This is a genomic window from Azospirillum sp. OGB3 (assembly GCF_014192915.1).
Lineage (GTDB): Bacteria > Pseudomonadota > Alphaproteobacteria > Azospirillales > Azospirillaceae > Azospirillum.
In genome coordinates this window covers 1-20,470 of record NZ_JACHYN010000007.1, presented here as the reverse complement: position 1 = coordinate 20,470, position 20,470 = coordinate 1, and the positions used below count along the sequence as shown (strand labels likewise).

16 protein-coding genes are annotated in these 20,470 nt (G+C 66.0%); 7 read left to right on the top strand and 9 right to left on the bottom strand.

Annotation, left to right across the window (positions count from 1 at the left end):
• Positions 1 to 3 precede the first annotated feature (3 nt).
• Genes FHW79_RS15720 through FHW79_RS15680 form a run of 9 tightly spaced genes read right to left on the bottom strand, consistent with a single transcriptional unit; the run spans position 4 to position 12,045 of the window.
• The gene (locus FHW79_RS15720) at positions 4 to 1,872 is read right to left on the bottom strand and encodes a hypothetical protein (protein ID WP_183179800.1); all 1,869 of its coding nucleotides are present in this window, start codon (positions 1,870 to 1,872) and stop codon (positions 4 to 6) included.
• Between the two features lie 45 nt (positions 1,873 to 1,917).
• Positions 1,918 to 3,420 (bottom strand): S41 family peptidase, encoded by a 1,503-nt coding sequence (locus FHW79_RS15715; protein ID WP_183179799.1) that lies wholly within the window; start codon positions 3,418 to 3,420, stop codon positions 1,918 to 1,920.
• Entirely contained in the window at positions 3,417 to 4,202 is a 786-nt protein-coding gene (locus FHW79_RS15710; RefSeq protein ID WP_183179798.1) for a hypothetical protein, read from the bottom strand. The genes FHW79_RS15715 and FHW79_RS15710 overlap by 4 nt, the downstream gene beginning before the upstream one ends.
• Complete coding sequence (locus FHW79_RS15705) at positions 4,199 to 4,747, bottom strand: hypothetical protein (RefSeq protein ID WP_183179797.1); 549 nt, start codon at positions 4,745 to 4,747, stop codon at positions 4,199 to 4,201. Before FHW79_RS15705 ends, FHW79_RS15710 begins: the two co-directional genes overlap by 4 nt.
• 24 nt (positions 4,748 to 4,771) lie before the next feature.
• The gene (locus tag FHW79_RS15700) at positions 4,772 to 5,428 is read right to left on the bottom strand and encodes a glycine zipper domain-containing protein (RefSeq protein ID WP_183179796.1); all 657 of its coding nucleotides are present in this window, start codon (positions 5,426 to 5,428) and stop codon (positions 4,772 to 4,774) included.
• A 28-nt stretch (positions 5,429 to 5,456) separates the two neighbouring features.
• Positions 5,457 to 7,187 carry an SUMF1/EgtB/PvdO family nonheme iron enzyme gene (locus FHW79_RS15695; RefSeq protein ID WP_183179795.1) on the bottom strand — a complete coding sequence of 577 codons (1,731 nt, stop codon included), beginning with the start codon at positions 7,185 to 7,187 and terminating at the stop codon, positions 5,457 to 5,459.
• Entirely contained in the window at positions 7,177 to 9,042 is a 1,866-nt protein-coding gene (locus tag FHW79_RS15690) for an FtsX-like permease family protein (protein WP_183179794.1), read from the bottom strand. Before FHW79_RS15690 ends, FHW79_RS15695 begins: the two co-directional genes overlap by 11 nt.
• 10 nt (positions 9,043 to 9,052) lie before the next feature.
• Positions 9,053 to 9,829, bottom strand: a complete 777-nt coding sequence (locus FHW79_RS15685) for an ATP-binding cassette domain-containing protein (RefSeq protein WP_183179793.1) — start codon at positions 9,827 to 9,829, stop codon at positions 9,053 to 9,055.
• Between the two features lie 20 nt (positions 9,830 to 9,849).
• The gene (locus FHW79_RS15680; RefSeq protein WP_183179792.1) at positions 9,850 to 12,045 is read right to left on the bottom strand and encodes a vWA domain-containing protein; all 2,196 of its coding nucleotides are present in this window, start codon (positions 12,043 to 12,045) and stop codon (positions 9,850 to 9,852) included.
• 650 nt (positions 12,046 to 12,695) lie between these two features.
• Here FHW79_RS15680 and FHW79_RS15675 point away from each other — a divergent pair.
• The 7 genes from FHW79_RS15675 to FHW79_RS15645 all read left to right on the top strand — a co-directional run bounded on the left by FHW79_RS15675 (position 12,696) and on the right by FHW79_RS15645 (position 20,436).
• Positions 12,696 to 13,307 (top strand): VWA domain-containing protein, encoded by a 612-nt coding sequence (locus FHW79_RS15675; protein ID WP_183179791.1) that lies wholly within the window; start codon positions 12,696 to 12,698, stop codon positions 13,305 to 13,307.
• A complete protein-coding gene (locus tag FHW79_RS15670; protein ID WP_183179790.1) occupies positions 13,211 to 14,116 on the top strand; it encodes a PP2C family serine/threonine-protein phosphatase in 906 nt (301 codons plus the stop codon). The genes FHW79_RS15675 and FHW79_RS15670 overlap by 97 nt, the downstream gene beginning before the upstream one ends.
• Positions 14,117 to 14,120: 4 nt before the next feature.
• Positions 14,121 to 15,893, top strand: coding sequence for a hypothetical protein (locus FHW79_RS15665; protein WP_183179789.1), 1,773 nt, complete (start codon positions 14,121 to 14,123; stop codon positions 15,891 to 15,893).
• 230 nt (positions 15,894 to 16,123) lie between these two features.
• Positions 16,124 to 16,318 carry a transcriptional regulator gene (locus FHW79_RS15660; RefSeq protein ID WP_211108316.1) on the top strand — a complete coding sequence of 65 codons (195 nt, stop codon included), beginning with the start codon at positions 16,124 to 16,126 and terminating at the stop codon, positions 16,316 to 16,318.
• Between the two features lie 239 nt (positions 16,319 to 16,557).
• Positions 16,558 to 17,136, top strand: a complete 579-nt coding sequence (locus FHW79_RS15655) for a hypothetical protein (protein ID WP_183179787.1) — start codon at positions 16,558 to 16,560, stop codon at positions 17,134 to 17,136.
• A 1,108-nt stretch (positions 17,137 to 18,244) separates the two neighbouring features.
• On the top strand, positions 18,245 to 19,987 hold the full coding sequence (locus FHW79_RS15650) for a class I SAM-dependent DNA methyltransferase (RefSeq protein ID WP_183179786.1): 1,743 nt from the start codon (positions 18,245 to 18,247) through the stop codon (positions 19,985 to 19,987).
• On the top strand, positions 19,984 to 20,436 hold the full coding sequence (locus FHW79_RS15645) for a hypothetical protein (protein WP_183179785.1): 453 nt from the start codon (positions 19,984 to 19,986) through the stop codon (positions 20,434 to 20,436). The genes FHW79_RS15650 and FHW79_RS15645 overlap by 4 nt, the downstream gene beginning before the upstream one ends.
• Positions 20,437 to 20,470 lie beyond the last annotated feature (34 nt).

Below are 20,470 nucleotides of genomic sequence, written 5' to 3'. Positions count from 1 at the left end.
GGATCAGGGGCGCTTCTTGGGGATGAGCGTTTCCCAAGGGGTGTTGTTGATGGTGATGCCGCCATCGGTGTTGATGTCGACGCGGTACGAGTGCGCGTTGCGGTCGCCGAGCTTCGACGGCTCGCCAAGGCCGCGCAGCCCGACGACGACCGGCACCATCTCGGCAAGCTGCGGCTGGGTGGCGCCGTCCTTGTCGAGCCGGGCCTTGATGAGGTCCAGTCCGACGACCTGAACGTCGAACCCGCCGGACACCATCAGCTTCGCAATGGGATTGATCGCGATGGCACCGGTCGTGCTGATTTGTGCCTGCTTCGCCGCGACCGCCAGTGTTTTGATCCCCAGTTCCGGCTTCGCCTCGAACACGGCGTTCTGCATGGCGGAGAGGGGGGCGGCCGCGGTGGTCCTTCCCGTTTCGCCCTGGAACCACGACTTGCCCAGTTCGGCGATGGTCTTGGCGGGCAGTCGGTCGAGCCGCGTCGAAACCGTGAGGCTGTGGGGAAGCAGTTCGTCCGGAACCTGCTTGACCTCCTGAAGCGCGGTCGTGACCTTCTGCACGTCCACGCCGACCTCGACGGCGGCCATGTCGGCCTTGTTGTCAAAGCCTATGTCGAGGGCCAGGCGCTCCGCCGACAGGACGGTCTGCGCTCCCTTGGCGAAGGCGAATCCGTCGACCGCATAGTGGAGCTTTATGCCGTCCCACGCGGCTTGCGCGAGGATGTCGAGAAACTGCAAGGCGGAGTGGGCTTCGCCCTGCATTGCGCCAATCGCCTGAAGTCCGCCGAAGTCCTGAAGCCGCTTCACGGTCTCGACGCTGATGCCCCGGCCTTCGCTCCCGATGACGACGCGCTTCACCGAAAGGCGCGGATCGCCGGGTTCGGGCGGGGTCATGAGGAGGGAATTGATTTCCAGAAGGCTGGTCATCGACAGCGTGCCGTCGGCCTCCTTCGTCGCCTGCCGTCCCTTCAGCGAATCCAGGCGGCAGATGTCAATGATCGCGTCGCCCTTGTGGGCGCGGGCGCGAAGGCCCGTCAGGTCGAGGTCGCCGTCGGTCAGGAAGCCCAAGTCCTTGCGCCACGTTCCGGACGCCGAACCTTCGGCGATGGTGAAGGACATCAGCTTCTGCGTGTGGCTGACGAACATCGCCACTTCGGGCGGGACCTTGAAATCGACGACGTAGCCAGTGTCTCCAGCCAACCGCTTCACGCCGACGTCGATGTCGCCGAATTCGAGCCGCGCGCTGCCCATTTCCACCTGAAAGCCGCGGAGTTGGACGACGATCCGGTCTCCCTGCTCGACCGCGCGCAACGGCTCGCGCACGCTGGGGGAGAACGGCACCGTCCGCGTTGCCAGGAAGCTGTCGATCCCGACGGCGATGTCGGACAACATTTGGCCGGTCGGGGTGGTCGGATCGGCGTCGATGGGCAACCCGCGCCCGTGGGCAGGGCGCGGCGGTTCCGGTGCCGCATCCGGAGCGGCGGCGATCTGGGGCGATGTTTGCTGCACCGGCGGGGGCTCCGCGGGCTGCGGCGCGGTTTGCGGCGCGGTCTGGACGCCGGTCTCCGCGAGAAGCTGTTCGACCTGCTTGCGTTCGAAGGCGCCGATGGGCTTGCCGTCGCGGAGCAGCACGGCGAGCTTGGTGTTCGGGTGCTCGGCGACGATCTTGTCCAGGTTGCCGATGACACGCCGGAGCATGTCGGCCCGCTTGACGGCGTCCGGCTCGTTGCGGGCCTTGGTGGTCAGGGTCAGCGCTTCGGAGAACAGGGTCTGCGCCGGATCGGCTGCCCCTGCGGCCATCGGCCCGCCGATCGCGGCGGCAACCAGAATGAACGCCGCCGCACCCCGGCCCAACCACGTCTTGCCTCGCGTCTTCATTCGTCGTCTTCTCTCTGCTTGTGTCGTCCCGGGCTGGACGGCGGTTCAATCGTCACGGTTGGTCGGCCGAAGCGGCGCCGCCGGGTCGGTGGCGTCGTCGCGGGCCGGTGGCGGGGCTGCGGCGGCTTTCGACGGGACCTTCGGAGCGTCCCGCGTGGGCACCGGGCGCGTGATGGCAGGCGGGGGGACGGCTGCAGGGGCGGCCGGGGGAGCGTGGCGCAGGTCCAGCGGGCTCGTGGCGGTTTTGGCCTGCTCGCGCCGCAAGGCGGCGGCGGCGGCGGCCGGCAGCGGCGGCATCAGGCACAGCTGTGTCGTGCCGCCCGGCCCGTTCAGCGCGACCGGCCGCATCCGGCCGACGCCGTTCTTCCACCCCAGTTCGTCTTCCGCCTGTGGGGCCGCCTGTGGGGCCGCTCGGCGGTTCGGCAGAGGGGCGGCCCGGCACACGACCCGCGCGTCGTCAAGGAAGGTATCGAGCGTGCGCAGCACCCGCGCCGTGTCATGGATGTTTCCGGCCACCGGCAGGTCCGGGGTGAGGCCCTTGCCCGCGCAGTCCGTCCCGGCGGGATCGAGGATGCGCGCCGTCGTCAGCACCAGCCCGCCGCCATCGGGCAGTGGAAAGGTTTTCTGAGCCACACACTTGCCGTAGGTCGTCTGACCGATGGTGAAACCGTACCGCCAGTGAGCCAGGGCGCGGACGAAGACCTCGGCGGCGCTGGCGGTCTGCGGGCCGACCAGGATGTAGACGACCGGGGCGACCACGCTCTGGCCGGGACGGCTGCGGAACGGGGTCTCCCGGCCGGTCCCGTCGCGCGTCACGGCGACCGGCACGGCACGGTCGAGCAGCAGCGACACGGAGTCGATGGCTTCCAGCAGGTCACCGCCGCTGGCGTACCGCAGGTCGAGAACGGGGGCGCCGGACCCTGCGGCGGCGCGGGCCAGCGCGGCACGCAAAGCCGGCACCGTCCGCCCGCTCTCGAACACGTGCAGGCGGATGATGGTGCGCCCGCTCACCGTCAGGGTTTCGACCGGCGGGATCTCGAACGCGCGGAGGGGGACGCGGCGCGTGGCGCGCTGGCCGGTCACGAGATCGCGCAGCGTCAGGTCCACCTCGCCGAGGGGGTCGAGCAGGACGCGCAGGTCATCGACGTCGGCGGGCGGTGTCCGCCCGTTCACGGCGAGAAGGAGCGAGGGGCCGGAGATTCCCGCCGCCGCCGCCGGGCTGCCCTGGAGGGGAACGACCAGCAGGCCCTCCGGCGACTCCGTGACCAGGGCGCCCACGCCGCGGTGAGCGGCGCCCACGGCCCTGCGCGCCGCCACGTCCTGCGGTGTCAGATAACGGGAATAGGGATCCAGCGTCGCGAGATAGTCCTGGAACGCCGCTATGGATCGGCGCGGGATGCGCGCCGGCTCCGGACGGGCCAGATGGTTCGCCGACACGATCAGCGCCGCCGTGTCCAAATCGGCCCCGGCCGCGGCCAGGACCGGGGATTCACGCCACGCCGGAGTGGCGGCCAGCAGCAAGCCGGACAGCAGGACCGCACGCCTCACCGCGCCACCTCGCCGGTGCGACCGCATCGCTGCACGATGAGGGCGGCCAGCTGGTTCTCCCAGGACCCGTTTCCGGACAGGATGCGGCTGGGATGGAAACCAACCACGGCGCCCGGCTGAAGATTGCCTCCCCAATCGGTGAAGCTGACGGGGCTGTGACAGATGCGCCGGTGTGGGACGCACCACCAGTCCGTCGCGTCGACGCTGTCGGGCGCGTCGGGGTGGTGACGGAAGCCCAGCCGCCGGTCGATGCGGACCGGAACCAGCCCGTTCGGCGTGGACGAGTCGGCTACCCGTTCACCCTCATAGACCAGCGCCCATTCGCCGGACGCGTCTTCACAGCGAAGCTCTTCGACGACCACGACCCGGTTCTCCCGCGCCACGCCGGGCGCTGGCGCGCTGCCCAGCCGGCGTTGCAGGGCTTCGTCCACCAGCGGTTCCTGTGCGGGCAGGCCGGCGTCGAGGCGGAAGGCCCGCACCGCCGCGACCACGCGGGCGGCGTCCGGCTTGTCCGTCGCTCCGCCGTAATAGCCCAGCCGGGCCATCTCCTCGGCCAGCCAGCGCAGGGTGGCCGCGTCCATGCGGTCGGTCTGGTGACCACCGGCCGGCAGTGCGGCGCCGGCCTGCGCCGGCCGGTTCGGCGCGACCCAGGTGATGGTGCGCGAACCGGCCCCGTCCGGAGCGGCGGGTGCCGCTCCGGGGTCGGAGCAGGCGGCCACGCCGCCGGCCAGGAGCCCGCCGGCCACCCCGATGAGAATCCGCTTGCGGAAAGCGCGCATCATTGCCCCTTGAGCGCCGCCGCGATGTCGTCGCTGAGGGCGTCGCGCTGCCGCGTGAGGCGTTCGACCTCGCGCTGCACCTCCGCGTCGTCCGCTCCGCCGGCGTTCGCCTTGGCGCGCGCTTCGCCGATGCGGCGGTTGATGTCGGCCAACTGCTGGTTGAGCGCCTTCTTGCGGCTGGCCTGCTCCTCCGTCGATGCCTTGAGGCCGTTCAGACGGCGCTGGAGCGTCGCGTTGTCCTTGTCCAGCGAGGCGAGCTGGGCCTGGGCCCGGGTCCGCTCGCCGGCCGAGGCGGTCTTCTCGCCCTGAAGGCGGTTGTTCTCGGACTGAAGCTGCTGCGCGATGCTCTGCGCCGAGGACAGGGTCTGCTTGCGCTCCTCTACGCGCTGTTCGTAGCAGCCGCTCATCAAGCCGGCGGCCCCGCCGATGAAGCCGCCCTGCCGCGGATCGCATTGCTGGGGCGTGGACTGGCAGGCCGAAAGGGCGAGCAGGGCGGCGCCGGCGGTCAGCAGGACGCGCGTCCGGGTCGCGATGCGAACGAAAACCATGTCGGATTCCTTGGAGTCGTGGGCTTACAGGTACTGGCCGAGGGTCGCGCTCTGCGTGCCCATGTCGTTGACCATTTTCTGAAGCTCGCCGATTTCCTTCTCCAGGGAGGCGACCTGGACCTTCATCGCCTGCGCGCGCGGGTTGGCGGCGCCGCCCGGCGCGGTTTCGGCCTTGGCCAGCACTTCCTTCTGGACCAGCAGTTCCTTGTCCAGTTCAGCCATCAGCTGTGTGTTCTTCTGGCGCCGCTCGTCGAGCGAAGATTTCTGGGCGACCAGCTGGTCCTTGCGGGCCTTGCCGGCCTTGGCCTGGGTGGCCAGACGCTTGGTTTCCTTCTGGTCCAGGGCGATTTCCTCGCGCAGAAACCCGTTGCGCTTGCTGACTTCGGTGTTCAGGGCGCGGGTCTGCGCGATCTGCCCGTCGTAGAAATCCTCGTCCGACGCATAGGCGTTCCGGCGCTCGTCGATGACCGACCCGGCGACCAGACCGACGCCGCCGCCGATGGCCGCGCCGATCAGGGCGCCCTGCCGGCCGCCGACCAGCGCCCCGATGAGGCCGCCGATGGCCGCGCCGCCGACGCCGCCCTGGACGGTGGCGTCGTTCTTGCCGGAGGTGGCGCAGGCGGTGAGCAGCAGCGACCCGATCACGGCCGTGCAGACGGACATCTTCAGGGTGCGTTTCATGGGAATTCTCCTTCCGACCGGGCTGCGGTCAAAGCTGGTTGAAAACGTTGATGTCCTTGAAGCGCTGGATGATGGCGTCGCGCCACGCCTCGAAATCGGCCTTCTTGGTTGTGAGCGCGGCCAAGTGGTCGGCGAAGAGGTCGAAAGCGACCTTGCCGGCCAGGTTGACCTTGCCGGCGGCGATCTGCGCCTTGAAATGTTCGGCGCTGGCGGACGCCAGACGGTCGCCGCAACCGCCGACCTCGCTCAGCTTCTCCTGGTACTTGGCGAAATAGATGTCGGCGTCGACGCGGTTGCTCGCCGCGTTCTTCAGGACGTCGGCAACCTGCTGCTGGTCGGTGGCGCTGAGATCGGTGCGCTTCGACCGCAGCGCCGCGAAGCGCTCGTAGAATTCGGCCTGGCGGACGGCGCGGCCGTACAGCGTGGCGAAGAACACGCCTTCCTCGAGCGACTTGGAGCAGACTTCCTGGTTGCGCAGATCGAGCTGCTTGGACGCATCGGTCAGCGCCGAGCGGACCTGGGCCAGTTCGCGTTCGAGCTTCGGGTCGCGCGTCTCGCTCATGGTGCTGGAGATCTGCACGAGGCTGGTCTGCGCGGTCTGCAGCGCGTTCGACGCCTGCGCGCCGCCGTTCAGCAGGGATTGGCCGGCCGGAGTCTTGGCGCGGATCGTCTCCATGTAGGCTTGGTGCTCGCGCTGGAGCTGTTCCATGTAGCCTTTGGTCGGCAGCACCGGGCTGCCGATGGCCAGACGGAAGCCGGTGGTGGGCGAGCGCACCTCGACGATGGCGTCGCCCTTTTCCTGGTAGAGACCGACCTCCGACCGCGCCGCGGAACGGATGCTGCGGTCGGTGTCGAGGAAGCTGCCGCCGCGCGCCACCAGCGCGCCGGCCTTGCCCTGGCCGAGCTCGGCCTGGAACAGGTTGGCGGTCAGCTCCTGCACGTTTCCGAACATGTCGTGCAGGCCGCTGACGCTGTCCAGCGAACCGATGCGCCGGGGCTTGCTCTTCGCATTGGGCTTTACGAAGGCGTAGGTTTTCCAGTCCTTGCGGTCGAAGGGCAGGGCGGCGCCGAAGTTCGCGTTGTCCACTCCGCCGCGCGCCGCGTATTCCCACTCCACTTCCGTCGGCAGGCGCAGAAAGCCGGGCATGCGGTAGTTTTCGCCCTGCGCGCCGATGGTGGGCAGCTTGGACCGGCAGGTTTTGTCGGCATAGCACCAACGGTTGTACGCGGCGAGGAAGTTCTGGACGTCGTACCAGGAGATCCAGGCCATGGGCATGGACAGCTCGCGGTCGAGGTCCTCGCCGGTGAGCTGGGCGAGGTCCTTTTCGTCGGGGTTGCCGGAGATCTCGATCAGGCGCTGCACACCCTTGGCCATGTCGCCTTGGCCGAGCACGGCGGCGACCTGGGCCTTCGACACCTCGTACTTGCCGATGTGGTAGACCCAGCGCTTGTCCTGGTCGTCCTGGAACGAGCCGCCGACCATGGCCTTTTGTGGAGATTCGAAAATTTCGCCTTGCGGATCGCCGATCTGCACGACGCGCTCGAAGCTGCCCCAGAAATTCTCGCCTGGCACGGCGATCTTGCGGAACACCATCTGCAGGCCGCTTGGCATCGGCAGAAGGAAGTCATCCGGGGCCGGGCATGGGTCGAAGCGGGAATCGCCCTCACCCTCGTGGTCGCATTTCGCGAAGGCCGGCGCCGACAGGACGGTGACGATGGCGGCCAGCGCGGCCAGGACCGTGATGCGGTTATTCGACACGAATTGCCTCCGCAGGATCGATGCGGGTGGAGCGCCACGCCGCGTACAGGGATGCCAGGACGGCGCCGACAACGGTGGCCGACGCGGCGCCGGCCAGGACGGATGGGGGCAGGTGGCACAGCCGTTCGCCCAATTCGAGGTCGCCGGCGAAAACCCCGTTGATGACGGACGCCAGCGCGTGGAAGCCGCCGATGGCCAAGCCGGAGGCCAGCAGCGCCAGCACCGCGCTCTGCCACACGGGAAAGCCGAATACGGAGCGTGGCGGCAGGCCCATCAAGCGGATCAGCGACAGGTCGCGCCGTTTGCGCTCCACCGCCGCGTAGAGGCTGGCGACCAGTGCCGCCATGCCGCCCAAGATGCCGACCACCGCCACCAGCCAGAAAATCCGCGTCAGGCCGCGGTCCAGGGTGCGGATGCGTTCGATGGCCTGGACCTTGGCGTTGGTTTCGATTCCCTGGTCCCGCAGATGCCGGTGCAGGCTGGCCACGTCGTCGATGCTGCGGGCGTAGAGCCGGAAGCCGCGGTAGCCCGCCGGCGCCAGGAGCAGCGCCCCCTGCGCCGGGTCGTGGACGACCTGACGCAGGGTGGCGGTGCGCAGCGCACCCAGAAGCTCGGACGGAACGATCGCGCGCGGTCCGGCCACGACGCCGTCGACACGGACCGGCAGGGCGGCGACGGTGACGCCGGAGGCTCCCCCCATGGACAAACGGACGCCGACGGTCCCGGTGACGGCGCTGCCCCGAGGGAGCAGGATGCGGGCGTAGTCGTCAAAGCGTCGGGCTTCGCTGGCCGGCCCCCAGGGCTGCTCCGGCAGGCCGAGGGCCGCCGTTTGTTCCGGTGACAGCGACAGGCCGAGCACCGGCACGGCCGCGCCATCCAACTGCAGGGCGCTGTCGTGCAGGAAGGGGATCACGATGGCGTTGCGGCCGCGCAGCTTGTCCCTGACGGACCGCACGGCCTCCCAGCCGACCGGATTCTGGACGATCTCCAGCGTCAGCGCACCCCAGCCGTCCGGCAGCGCGATGCCGGTCCGCTCGGCCAGAGATGTCGCGGGCAATGGGTCCATTCGGGTGAAGCCGGTGCCGATGGTCAGCGTCCGCGCGGTCAGCGGGTCGATCCGCTCCCGCGTCAGCACGTAGGCACCGTCAAAGCTCTGGTGGGCGTGGGGCGTTCCGCCGGGCCAGCTTCGGGTCGGCACGGCAAGTCCTTCGCGGTAGTTCTCCACGTCCATGGCCAGCGGCAGGGTCGTGTAGACGCGCGGCAGCGGATCCGCGCGCGGCGGCAGAACGGCGGCCACGGTCAGAAGCTGGGTCGCCATCTCCCGTCGTCCCTGGCGCACGCGGGCGACCTGAAGTTCGACACGGTTGCCTGTGGTGACCTTCAGCTTGTCGGCGGCGTCCGCGGACAGGATGGCCTCGCCGGAACCGGGGATCGGCGTCTTGTTTTCCACAAGCAGAGGGTCGCCCGGCGCCGTCGGCAGCAAATCCAGCGGTTCGCTGCGGTCGCTCCCTTCCGGCGCCAGACGGACAATGGAGGAGCCGCGCAGAATGGTCGACACCACGAAGCTGACGCGAGGGTCGCTTGCGGTTGCCGCAAACCAGGAGTCCGGCAGGGTGAGAGTGCCGTCGGGTTTAAGTTCCCGGAACACCGGGTCCTCCACCAGCCGGTTGCGCAGCGTCTCGATCGTGCCGTTCTTCAGCCCGAGCAGAAGCAGCAGCGGCGCCAGGATGGCCGCCAGCGCCAGCACCATGCACAGGCTGAGGATCCACTCATGGCGCAGATCGGCCAGGGCGAGCCGCCCGATGGTCCAGCGTTCAGGCGTGCCGGCGGGATGGGAAGGGACGCGTCGGGTCATCGGTGCGCCCTCATGAAAGCCGGTGGCAGACCGAGCGAATTTCGGTCTGCGACGTCTGCGACAGGGTGAAGCTGTAGGTCGCGTCCGCGAAGGGACGGACGAGATCGCGGTCGTGCGTGACCATAACGATGGTCGTGCCGCGGTCGCGGGCCAGGGCGGCGAAATCCGCCACGATGGCACCGGCGCGGGCCTTGTCCACGGCGGCGGTCGGTTCGTCGGCCAGGATGAGTCGCGGCTTGTGGATCAGCGCGCGCAGGATCGCCGCCCGCTGGCGCTGTCCGCCGGACAGGTGCTGCGGCTTCTTGGACAGCGTGTCCGCGATGCCGATGCGCGTCGCCAGCGCCCGGATCTCGTCCCTGTCTGCGGTCGTCCCGGCGAGGCGGGTCGGCAGGCGGATGTTTTCCTCCACCGAGAGGAAGGGCAGCAGCCCACCGGTCTGGAGCACGTAGCCAAGCTGCGTGCGCCGGATGGCGGCCAACCCGTCCTGGTCGCCGAGCGCCCAGAGATCCTGCAGATCGGCGGCAGGGAAGCCATGCCCGGCGCCGAGCACGAAGTCGGCGCAGGACGTCGGCCGCAGCACCAGGGCGAGCGTGTCGAGCAGCGTGCTCTTGCCGCAACCGCTGTCGCCGACGATCGCCACGAACTGCCCGGGCGCGACCGCGAAGTCGGGCACGTGCAGTTCGAAGCGCGCGTCGGCCTGGCTGCGCGCCTTGCGCAGGTCGCGGACGGACAAGAGGGCACCCGCCGCCGTGGCGACAGCGGCGGGCTTGCGGATCGTGGTGGTCATGGACCGGGTGGTGCCTTGGATCAGGGCAGGGCGTCGAGCGGCAAGGCGTAGACCTTCGCCGTGTCGGCGCCTCGTCCGTCCAGAACCTTCCAGGCGTCCACGTTGGCGTTCACCTCGACGTAGTACTGGAGCTTGGACTGGAGCGACTGCTCCAGGGTCACGCGCTCGTCGGGGGTCAGCGCCTCGTAGGTCGCGTTGTTCATCTCCATGATCGCGCTGCGGTACGGCAGCTTCTCGATCCACTTGGGCATCAGCTCGGTCTGCGACAGCTTCTGCGCCTTTTCGAAGTCGATCGGCGTGCCCGTGGTCGTCTGGGCCATGACGGACTGGAGCGCGGTGAAGAACTCCAGCTGCGCCACCTCCGCGGTGGACAGCGCATCGGTGACTTTCTGCAAGGCGCCGATCAGGTCGTTCAGCTCCGTCTTGCTGACCAGGACGCGGACGTCCAGCGCCTTCTTGCGCGGGTCGATCAGGTCGCGGTCCATCGCCCAGAAGGTCAGGTCGCGGACGGTGTCGCCGCCCAGATAGTTGATAAGGGCGGCTGCCGCGACCTCGTTGATCTTCTGGGCCTGCTCCTTCACCTCGGGCCGATCGGCCTGGGGGCCAAGCAACTCCTTCTGGCGGGCCTCCGGGTTCCAGCCTTCGTCCTTCAGTTCGGCGTCGCCGCCGGCTGGGGCCCCGGCGGTGGAGGAGGCCGAGGAGAGAACGGTCGCCGACTCGCTCAGCGTGTCCGGGACGACCTCGCGGCCCTTGCGCGCCGCGTCGACCAGCTCCGACAGTTGGCTGGAGATCTGCTTGACCACCGTCGCGTATTCGTCGGGCTTGTCGGCATCGAAGGAGAAAAGGGCCGGCGCGCTGGTGCCGGGGTTGTTGGCCAGCGTCGAGAACTGCTCCTCCGCCTTCGGGTGGTCCTTGGCGTAGCGTTGCGCCTTCAGATGGACCGAGAAGACGGACACATGCTGGTCGTTGGCCATGTGACGCAGTTCGGCCGCGCTGAGGCGCGTGGTGCTCTGCTTGTGGCCCGGCTCATGGGCGGAGGCATCGCCGACCATGACCATGAAGCGCAGGGCGCCGTCGGTCCAGGCGGTCTCGTTCAGTGCGGTCTTGACGCCAGCATAGCCCTCCTCGGCGTAATCGTCGCTGCTGACGGCGGAGGCGCGGACCTGCTGGTCGATCACCGATACGAAATCGGTGTCCTGGAGCAGCGTCGGCGTGAAGTTCTTTGATACGAACTCCAGCTTCGGCTCGACCCGCAAGTCGTCGCGGTAGCCGACGATACCGAAGCGCACGGCCTCCTTCAGCATCGGGTCTTTGGTGATGGCGCGTGTGAGGTCGGTGATGGCGGTCTTGGTGCTCTCCACAAACGGTCCCATCGAGCCGGTCAGGTCCATCACGAAGACGATGTCGACCCTCAGCCCCTTGGCCGCGTCGCCGGACAGGGTGGCCTTCGCGGCGCTCGCCTGCGCGTAGGCGGCATTGCCCAGCGTGGTCTGGTTCGTCTCGTCCGACCGTTTGCCCGGAACCGCCGCCGCGAGCTGGAGCAGCCGCGTCTCGTCGTCGAACTTGGTGACGGACTTGAAGTCCAGGACGGGCAGAACGTAGAAATTGTCTTCGATGTCGGCGAAGCGCTTGGGCTCGATCGACACGACCGACTTCGGCTTCTCGCCCTTCTCGACCGCCTCGTAAATCTTGCCGGCTTCGGACTCCCGGTCCTTGCCCAGGGCGATCTGTTCCAGGGCCGCCTGGTTGTCGAACATCAGGACGGGATGGCGCGCTTCCCGGCCGACGCCGGGGTGGGTGTAGGCGACGACCAGCGCCTGCCGCCATTCCATGACATCCTTGGCCGGCATCCAGCCCTCCGGCGTGGCTTCGCCCCCGCCGACCTGATACCAGCCCTTCGGGTTGGTCGGGTCGGTGTAGTCCACCCCCTCGCGCGCGAAGACGAACAGCGGGCGGAAGGCCGGCACGTTCTCGACGGCGACATTGCCGGGGGCGGAGTCCTTGGACTTGAAGATGCTGGCGCTCGGACGCGGCAGCACGCGCAACGGCAGCAGGGTCTCGGTCTCGCGACAGGGCTTGCCCGTCTCCTGGCACTGGATCTGATAGCTCGTGCCGGCGGCGGCCGGCAAAGCGTTCAGCAAAGTGGTCGGCACCGCGGCGAGGAGCGCACAGCCTGCAACCGAGGAGCGCAGGCTGAGTTTCGCGAGGGAGGGCATTTGCAATTACCTCTTGCGCGTCTTAAGAATCGTTCGCGGCGGAGTTCGCCAGCGTTGCGAAAACAAAACAAAACAAACCAAGACTCGCAAGTGGAATTTCCGCTTCCTGAAGGCGGTTGGTGAGGGCTGTCAAAAAGAAATATATTGTTAACCATGAAAAATCGGCGATCGTTTGTGATATGGCATTGCGCTCGCCAAGGCCTCCAAAAATGCACTTTATCTTCTAACTACTCAACCCTTAAGCTGTTCGAAGCCGTGGAGGAGCGCTGGAGTGGGTTGAAAATTTGCGGATTAGCATATTGACGTTGCTGATTTTCCGGTGTATGCCGGGAAAAAGCCGCCGATTTTGATCGGAAATCCGCCGGATTGGTCAAGCACCAAAACGAACGCTTTAACTGTATCTGGCGCTCAATGCGCTGGCTTTCATTGTGAAGAATGCAAAAGATATTTGCCTTCGGCGTAGGATTTCTTGGAATCGAAAGTTGGTTTTGAATCTCCCGGAGGCGAGCGGCCTGCGCGCTCCACGGGTGAAGTCCCCGCCCAGCGTCGTGCCGCGGCTCACAGCCTGAAGGTGTCTTATGGATGAACAACTCATTCCCGATGTTGCGCTGAAGAGGAACAAGGCGGAACGTCTTCCGTGCGTCGTGGTTGTGGACGGATCGCTGTCGATGGGGCACAGCGGGGCCATCGCCGACCTGAACGAAGGCTTGAAGCTGCTCGCTGCGGATCTGAAGGACGACGACGACGCCTGCGACGCCGTGCAGGTCGCGATCATCCGCATGGGCGACGACGATCAGGTCGAAACGCTGGTGTCGTTCACCGATGCCGCCGATTTCCAGGCCCCGGCCGTCCGCGCCAACGGCTCGACGCCGCTGGGCAAGGCCGTGGACATGGCCATGTCGATGATCGAGGACCAGAAGCAGCGCTACCGGCAGGCCGGTGTCACCTACAAGCGGCCCTGGCTGTTCGTCATGTCCGACGGTGAGCCCACCGACGAGATCCAGGAGGTTGCGTCGCGCGCCCGTCAGGCCCAGGACGACAAGAGGTTCATCCTTTGGGCGATCGGTATCGGCCGCCAGGTCAACCTTGGACCGTTGTCGCAGTTCTGCACCTCCGATCGCCAACCGGTCCGCCTGGAGCAGAGCAAATTCAAGGAGATGTTCAAGTGGATGTCGGAGTCGGCCAAGTCCGGCTCGAAGAAGGCATCCGGCCAGCAGGTCGCCATGGCCAATCCGAGCGGCTGGATGTCCGCGGCGCTCTGACCCGGCCGATGCTCTTTCACCAAACCGACAGCGAGGGCGCGCCCGGTGGCTTGATCGCTCCCGGGTGGCGCCTGATCGGGGCCTGTGTGCGTGGTCCCGCCCATGAAGCCAAGAACCAGGAGGGACAGGACGCGCTGGCCTTTGGCGTTGAGAACGGCTGCGCCGTGGCGGTGGTGTGCGACGGTGCGGGCTCGGCGAGGCACGCCCGGGCCGGCTCGACGCGTGTGTCGTCGATGGTCGCTTCGGCCTTCCTGGCCGCGCCCACGACGAGCTTCGAGGGAGCCGAGGCCTTTCGTGCGCTGGTTGTCCAGGCGGTTGATTTTGCCCGTGGATCGTTGCTGGCCGACGGTCTGGATCTGGAGGATTGCCACGCCACCCTGGTCGCTCTGGTGGCGACACCGGAACGGACGCTGCTTGCCCATGTGGGGGACGGCTTGGCCGCGGTGGCGCCGACGGCGGCCTGGGGCGACGTTGTCCTGTCGGAACCGCGCAACGGAGAGTACGCGAATCAGACCTGGTTCGTGACGATGGAGGACTGGCCGGACCAGTTGCGCGTCAGCGAAGCGCCCCCGTTGGCTCAAGGCGGCGTGGCGGTTGCGATGACCGATGGCGCCATGCCTTTCGTGATCTCCGCCGATGGGGCTGCGCTGGAACCGGACTTCATGGGGCCGGTGTCCCGTTTCCTGTACTCCAGCGATCCGGAAGCGGCAGCGCGGGCGCTGCACGGCACGCTTGGCAGCAAGGACGCCCGCCGCATCAGCGGCGACGACAAGACTCTGATCTGGATCGGCCGCGAACCGGCCGGCTGACCGCATGGACATCGTCTACGAAGGCCCGATGGGGCAGACCGTTTTGCGCGACTTCACCGCCGCGGCTGTGAGGCTGGGAGGGGGAGGCGCCGGCACCGTTTATCGCCATCCGGCTTTGCCGAACCTCGCGCTGAAGCTCTACAACGATCCGGCGACGGCGGCGGAGCACGCCGAGAAGGTGCGGGCGATGGTCGCCCGGCCGCCGCGCAACGTCAAAACGCTGAACGGCACGGTCCAGATGGCTTGGCCGGAAGGCATTCTGACCGAAAACGGGGTCCTCCGAGGTTTCGCGATGCCGATCGTCGATTTCGGCCACGCCTGGACCCTGCAGCAGGTGACCCGTCCGACACAGCGCGCGCGCCGAGGGATCCCGGAGAGCCTGCGCCTGCGCCTTTACGCGGCGCTGAACCTGTCCATCGTCCTGGACGGCCTGCACGAGATCGGTCATTACGTCATCGATCTGAAGCCCCAGAACGCGCTGGTCTACGACACCAGCGATTCCAGGCGTTCGGCTTACGTCGTGCTGGTGGATTGCGACGGCTTTCAAATCCGCGGACCGGACGGCCGCCGCCATGACGCAACGTTGGCCACGCCGGAATTTCTGCATCCCAAAGCCGCCACGCCGGGCGCCGACGGCAGCGTCTCATTCGATGGCAGATCGATTAACGACAACGCCGGACTTCAGGACCAGTTCGCGCTGGCGATCATCATCTTCCAACTCCTCAATGAATCGCTCCATCCAATGTCCGGCCGGGAGACCGGCGTGGCGGCGCTGCCATCCGAACTGGGCGCCAGGCTGATGCACGGCGGGCGGTTTTATCCTTATGGGGTGAAGGACAACCCTTACATCAAGCCCGATTCGGACAGCATCCACACATGGTTTTCGCCCACGTTGCGGGTGTTGTTCGACCGGGCCTTTTCCGGCGACACCACGCCGCCGCGCCCGGCTGAATGGGTCGCGGCCCTGCGCGAACTGACCGAGCCGCAGACGTTCGAATGTCCGAATGACGAGAGCCATTGGATGCTGGGCAACACCTGCGGCCTGTGCGCGAGGCTCGACCATACGGCTAAACCACTGGCGCCTACGGCAAAACCTGGGTCCGTCGGTCAGGTTCCCATGCCGCCCAAGCGACCGCAACGCCCAAAGCCGGCGCCGACCAGGGCGCCGACCAGGACGTGGCGCCGGCGCCTGAAGAAAACGCTGTTGCATGGCGGCGTAGCGACGGGTCTGGCACTTGGCGCTTGGCAGTTCATGCCGCCGGAGATGCGCACGCAGGTCGAAGACGGGGCGATTGCGGTGGTGGCGCAGGTTTCGGATGCCGTTCCTGTGATCGAGCGGGCGCTGCGGCCGGCTGTTCAACGCGTGATCGAGCAGGTCAAGGCCCTTTCCCGCAACGCCGAGACCACGGCAGTCGCATCAGCCCAGTCCCCATCGCCCGTACAAACGGCGGCGTCCCATCGTGCGGCGCCGAAAGATCTTCCCATTGTGGCGCTTGCGGTCAAGGATCTCAGTGTCTTCAGTAGTCCCCACTTCGCCGACAAGGAGGAACTCGGCAAAGTGGAGAAGGGGGCGAAGGTGCCCGCCCGGGTTCATGATGCAGGGTGGTACCAGATCAGTCTCGCCGGTCTGTCCGGTTATGTGCCTCGCAGCAGTTTCCGTGTCGTCGGATATCGCGATATGGACGACTGCCGCATGGGCTGGGATGCGCGCACCGCCAAGCCGAGCCTCACCTGCCGGACCAAAACCGGCACCCGCGAAATCATCGAGTTGGAATGATCGTCCAGGCGAAGCCATGGAACGCCCTGGAGCGCTCCTGTAAATCAGGCGCCTAAGGCAATCAGTTCCGGAAGGGCCGCCCATTAAACGTTGCGTTGTGCCTTCCGATAGCTGCAACGCATCGACGCAGGGAGCGTCGTTAATACATAATCGCAATTCATAGGTACTGAGTACACTCGCATGATCACGGGAAATCAAATCCGAATGGCAAGAACTGCACTACAGCGGGCGTGCGTGACCTCGCCAAACAGGCTGGCGTGACGTCGAATAAGATCAGCAGGATCAAGGGAAGCGGTGCCGCACTCGCCGGGGCGTCGGGGAAGACTCAACCGGCGTTAGAGAATGGTGGCGTCGAGTTCATGCCCACCGGCACCTACCAGGGCGAGGGCGGGCCGGGCGTGCGGCTGAAAGAGCAGCAGGACTGATCGACGCCGACTGGCAATGCCAACACTGCCCTTCAGCCTTCAGGCCCGCATAGGTGTCTGTACGCTCTTCTGAGCCAGACGAAAGCACGGGCGGCTTGGCCTGAAACAAGGCATCAAGTTGCTTTGGTTGGCCCTCTTCAGTCATAAACTGTTTAGATTTCCTCTCCACACTCTCTCTGGTGGCGCTTAATAGGAAGCGCAATCCTAAAACGCGCATGCGTACTTACTGGGGGAAGTTAATGATCCGTCCTCTCGTCGCGCTCGTCGCGCTTCTGGGAACATCTGCCTGCGCCTCGATTACCGCAGGTACAACCCAATCCGTGGAGGTAAATACGCCTCCGAAGGGTGGGGCTGAATGCAAGCTGGCGAACGAGAAGGGGTCGTGGACGGTGCCGAAGACGCCCGGCTCCACAACCGTTACCAAGGCTTATGGTGATCTCACTGTGTCGTGCCAGCATCCAGACGGATCGAAGGGCTCGTCTGCAGTTCAATCCTCAACGGCGGGCGCGGCATTCGGTAACATCCTTGCCGGTGGTATAATCGGAGCAGCGGTCGATATGGGCTCTGGGGCGGCCTACGTTTACCCGTCTTCTGTCAGCGTGGCTATGACCCCGCCGGAGCAGCCGGTCGCGCCAACTCCCGATCCGGTTGCCATTCAGCCAGCCCGACTCGCCAAGGATGACGCAGAACGCCTGTTGCGGGATCTAGCCGACCTGAAGGCCAAGAAGCTTATCACCGAAGCCGACTATCGCGAGCGCTCGCAGGTGATCCTGGAAGATGTGACCGCGGCGCGGCTGGGCCTGCCGCTCAGCCGCTAGCCCGCGTGGCGGAGGTGAGGGAGGGGGATGGACCCGCGCGAAATGATAGTGGTGCATAAGTCGCTGTCCAAAAGCACGGCGTGGTCAACAGCCGACCTCCCGCCGCGATACTCGATATTTCCAAAGTCTCAGAGAATGCCGCCTGGATGGGAATGGAAGTCCGCAAGTGCTGTCTCGTCAGCCGGGACAGAGTTCTTATTGCCGGTTAAGGCTCTCTCCGGAACGGATAAATAGAGTGCCATGTGTGAGGCGCCCTGGCCAGAATTCATTGGCGATTGGCAGCATCCGAAGTTTCCCAATCCGCTGAGCCTGATGGCTGTATGATCAGTAAAGGTGATCCAACTGCCGTGGTGGCGTCCGACCAATCGCCACATGCCTCCCGCCGCACACCACCGCATGATCAGGTCTCTAAGGACTCCACTCCGATGGTGATCCCTTTAGGCGAGAGGAATCCGAAACCTGAATGCGGAGATGCGCGTCGTCGACAGGAGAACGTGCAACGCCGCTTGGGTGCGCAGCAAGCGTATCAACCCGTTGGCACTGCTTATGATTTCCGGAAAACAGCGGTTCGGAACCGTCTCGCTTATGCGTGAGGCAGTCTCACGTATAAGCGGCAATTGCCGCTTAAAGGGAAAAGCGACAAAGTACCTGAACTCTCAGGGAATTAGGTGGCTGGGGCGCCAGGAGCCTGACGTTGCTCCACCATTCCTGTTGTAGATCAACAGCTTAGCCGGTCTGTGCGGTCAGCTTGGGGATGATTGTGGCCCCACGTCGCGACCTCGTCAATGGCCACAACGTACCCACATTTTCCTGCCGTCGGCCGCCAGCAGTGAGCAGCGCCCCAACTCGCGCATTCCCGTCCCTCGTCGCCAGATGTGGACGGCAACGGCTACGTGACACATGACATCCAGCCACGCTGAATATCAGGGCGGCAATTCATCTTGGCGTGTTCTCCTGGAAGGCAACATACTATCGTATGATCCCTTGCAAAGCGACATATCGCGCGTCTTAAACAACCATGATGACTCATCGGTGGTATCTCGCTTAGCCTCTCAGCGGTTGCGCTTCTTAAAGCGCAACCGGAGGGAAGCGCAGGAATGCCAACGTCATGAATCAGCAAGCCTTATCCGCATTCATCTGGTCGGTCGCCGACCTCCTCCGCGGCGACTACAAACAGTCGGAATACGGGCGGGTGATCCTGCCGCTCACGGTGCTGCGGCGGCTCGACTGCGTGCTGGCCCCGACGAAGGCCGCGGTCCTGGCGGAGTTCGAGGAGAAGCAGAAGCTCGGCATCAACCCGGAGCCGTTCCTTCTGCGCAAGGCCGGGCAGAGCTTCTACAACACGTCGCCGCTCGACCTGAAGACGCTGATGGGCGACCAGGACCATATTCGCGAGAACCTGTTCAGCTACGTCGCCGCCTTCTCCCCGGCCGTGCGGGACATCTTCGAGCGGTTCGAGTTCCACGCCCAGGTGGAGCGGCTGGCCAAGGCCGGGCTGCTCTATCAGGTGGTGGAGAAGTTCACCCAGGTCGACCTGCACCCCGACGCGGTGGACAACCACCAGATGGGGCTGGTCTTCGAGGAGCTGATCCGCAAGTTCGCCGAACTGTCGAACGAGACGGCCGGTGAGCACTTCACTCCGCGCGAGGTTATCCGCCTCATGGTGAACCTGCTGTTCATCGAGGATGACGAGGCGCTGTCCAAGCCGGGCGTGGTCCGCACCATCTATGACCCGACGGCCGGCACCGGCGGCATGCTGTCCATCGCCGGCGAGTACCTGGCGGAGCACAACCCCAAGGCCCGCCTGACCGTCTTCGGCCAGGAACTGAACCCCGAGTCCTACGCCATCTGCAAGGCGGACATGCTCATCAAGGGGCAGGACGTGGCCAACATCGTCTTCGGCAACACGCTGTCCGACGACGGGCACCCGCACAAGCGCTTCGACTACATGCTGTCCAACCCGCCCTTCGGCGTGGAATGGAAGAAGGTGGAGAAGGAGGTCCGCAGGGAGCACGAGACCCAGGGCTACAACGGCCGCTTCGGCCCCGGCCTGCCGCGCGTGTCGGACGGCTCCATGCTGTTCCTGCTGCACCTGATCAGCAAGATGCGCCCGGCGTCCGAAGGCGGCAGCCGCTTCGGCATCGTCCTGAACGGCTCCCCGCTGTTCACCGGCGGGGCGGGCAGCGGCGAGAGCGAAATCCGCCGCTACGTGCTGGAGAACGACCTGCTGGAGGCCATTGTCGGCCTGCCCACGGACATGTTCTACAACACCGGCATCAGCACCTACGTCTGGATCCTCAGCAACCGCAAGCCCGAGCACCGCAAGGGCAAGGTGCAGCTCATCGACGCCGGCGGCATGTGGCAGAAGATGCGCAAGAGCCTGGGCAGCAAGCGCAAGGAGTTGTCCGACGCCCACATCGACGAGATCACCCGCCTGTTCGGCCAGTTCGTCGAGGCCGAGCGGGACGGCAAGCCCATCAGCCGCATCTTCCGGAACAGCGACTTCGGCTACCGCACCATCACGGTGGAGCGGCCCGAGCGCGACGAGGCCGGCAAGATCGTGCTGGGCACGCGCGGCAAGCAGAAGGGCAAGCCGCAGGCCGACGCCAAGCTGCGCGACACCGAGAACGTGCCGCTGAACGAGGACGTGGACAGCTACTTCAAGCGGGAGGTCCTGCCCCACGCCCCGGACGCCTGGATCGACCACGACAAAACCAAGATCGGCTACGAGATCCCCTTCAACCGGCACTTCTACTTGTTCGCCGCGCCGCGTCCGTTGGAGGTGATCGACGCGGAACTGAAGCAGACCACCGACCGCATTAAGGCGATGATCGAGGAGCTGAGCGCATGAGCTTCCCGAGGTATCCCGAGTACAAAGATAGCGGTGTCGAGTGGCTGGGGGAGGTGCCTGATGGCTGGACTCTGGTGCCTCTCTACAGCGTTGCGACTGAGTGCGACCAGCTCAACAAGGGAATGATTGAGGATAACCTGCTGTCGCTGAGCTATGGGCGGATTATTCGCAAAGACATCAACTCGAACGATGGTCTTCTACCGAGTTCCTTTGAGACTTATCAGGTCGTAGACAAAGACGAAATCGTACTGCGTCTCACAGACCTCCAGAATGACCAAAGAAGCCTCCGCTCAGCAATTGTCAACGAGAGGGGCATAATCACATCTGCCTACACGGCAATCCGCCCTATCTTCGTGCTGCCGATGTACTTGGCATACCTGCTCAGGGCTTATACCAAGTCCTGCGGAGTACGACTCATGCGGCGATTCCCGCTGAGCCGGGCGGTGTGATTCACGGGAGGGACCACAGCGACGAGGTCCCCCT

Excerpts from the sequence above, each read along its gene's own strand:
- FHW79_RS15665 (WP_183179789.1), top strand. The coding sequence starts at position 14,121 with ATGGACATCGTCTACGAAGGCCCGATGGGGCAGACCGTTTTGCGCGAC.
- FHW79_RS15685 (WP_183179793.1), bottom strand. The coding sequence starts at position 9,829 with ATGACCACCACGATCCGCAAGCCCGCCGCTGTCGCCACGGCGGCGGGT.
- FHW79_RS15645 (WP_183179785.1), top strand. The coding sequence starts at position 19,984 with ATGAGCTTCCCGAGGTATCCCGAGTACAAAGATAGCGGTGTCGAGTGG.
- FHW79_RS15700 (WP_183179796.1), bottom strand. The coding sequence starts at position 5,428 with ATGAAACGCACCCTGAAGATGTCCGTCTGCACGGCCGTGATCGGGTCG.
- FHW79_RS15650 (WP_183179786.1), top strand. The coding sequence starts at position 18,245 with ATGAATCAGCAAGCCTTATCCGCATTCATCTGGTCGGTCGCCGACCTC.
- FHW79_RS15705 (WP_183179797.1), bottom strand. The coding sequence starts at position 4,747 with ATGGTTTTCGTTCGCATCGCGACCCGGACGCGCGTCCTGCTGACCGCC.
- FHW79_RS15690 (WP_183179794.1), bottom strand. The coding sequence starts at position 9,042 with ATGACCCGACGCGTCCCTTCCCATCCCGCCGGCACGCCTGAACGCTGG.
- FHW79_RS15710 (WP_183179798.1), bottom strand. The coding sequence starts at position 4,202 with ATGATGCGCGCTTTCCGCAAGCGGATTCTCATCGGGGTGGCCGGCGGG.
- FHW79_RS15655 (WP_183179787.1), top strand. The coding sequence starts at position 16,558 with ATGATCCGTCCTCTCGTCGCGCTCGTCGCGCTTCTGGGAACATCTGCC.
- FHW79_RS15720 (WP_183179800.1), bottom strand. The coding sequence starts at position 1,872 with ATGAAGACGCGAGGCAAGACGTGGTTGGGCCGGGGTGCGGCGGCGTTC.
- FHW79_RS15680 (WP_183179792.1), bottom strand. The coding sequence starts at position 12,045 with ATGCCCTCCCTCGCGAAACTCAGCCTGCGCTCCTCGGTTGCAGGCTGT.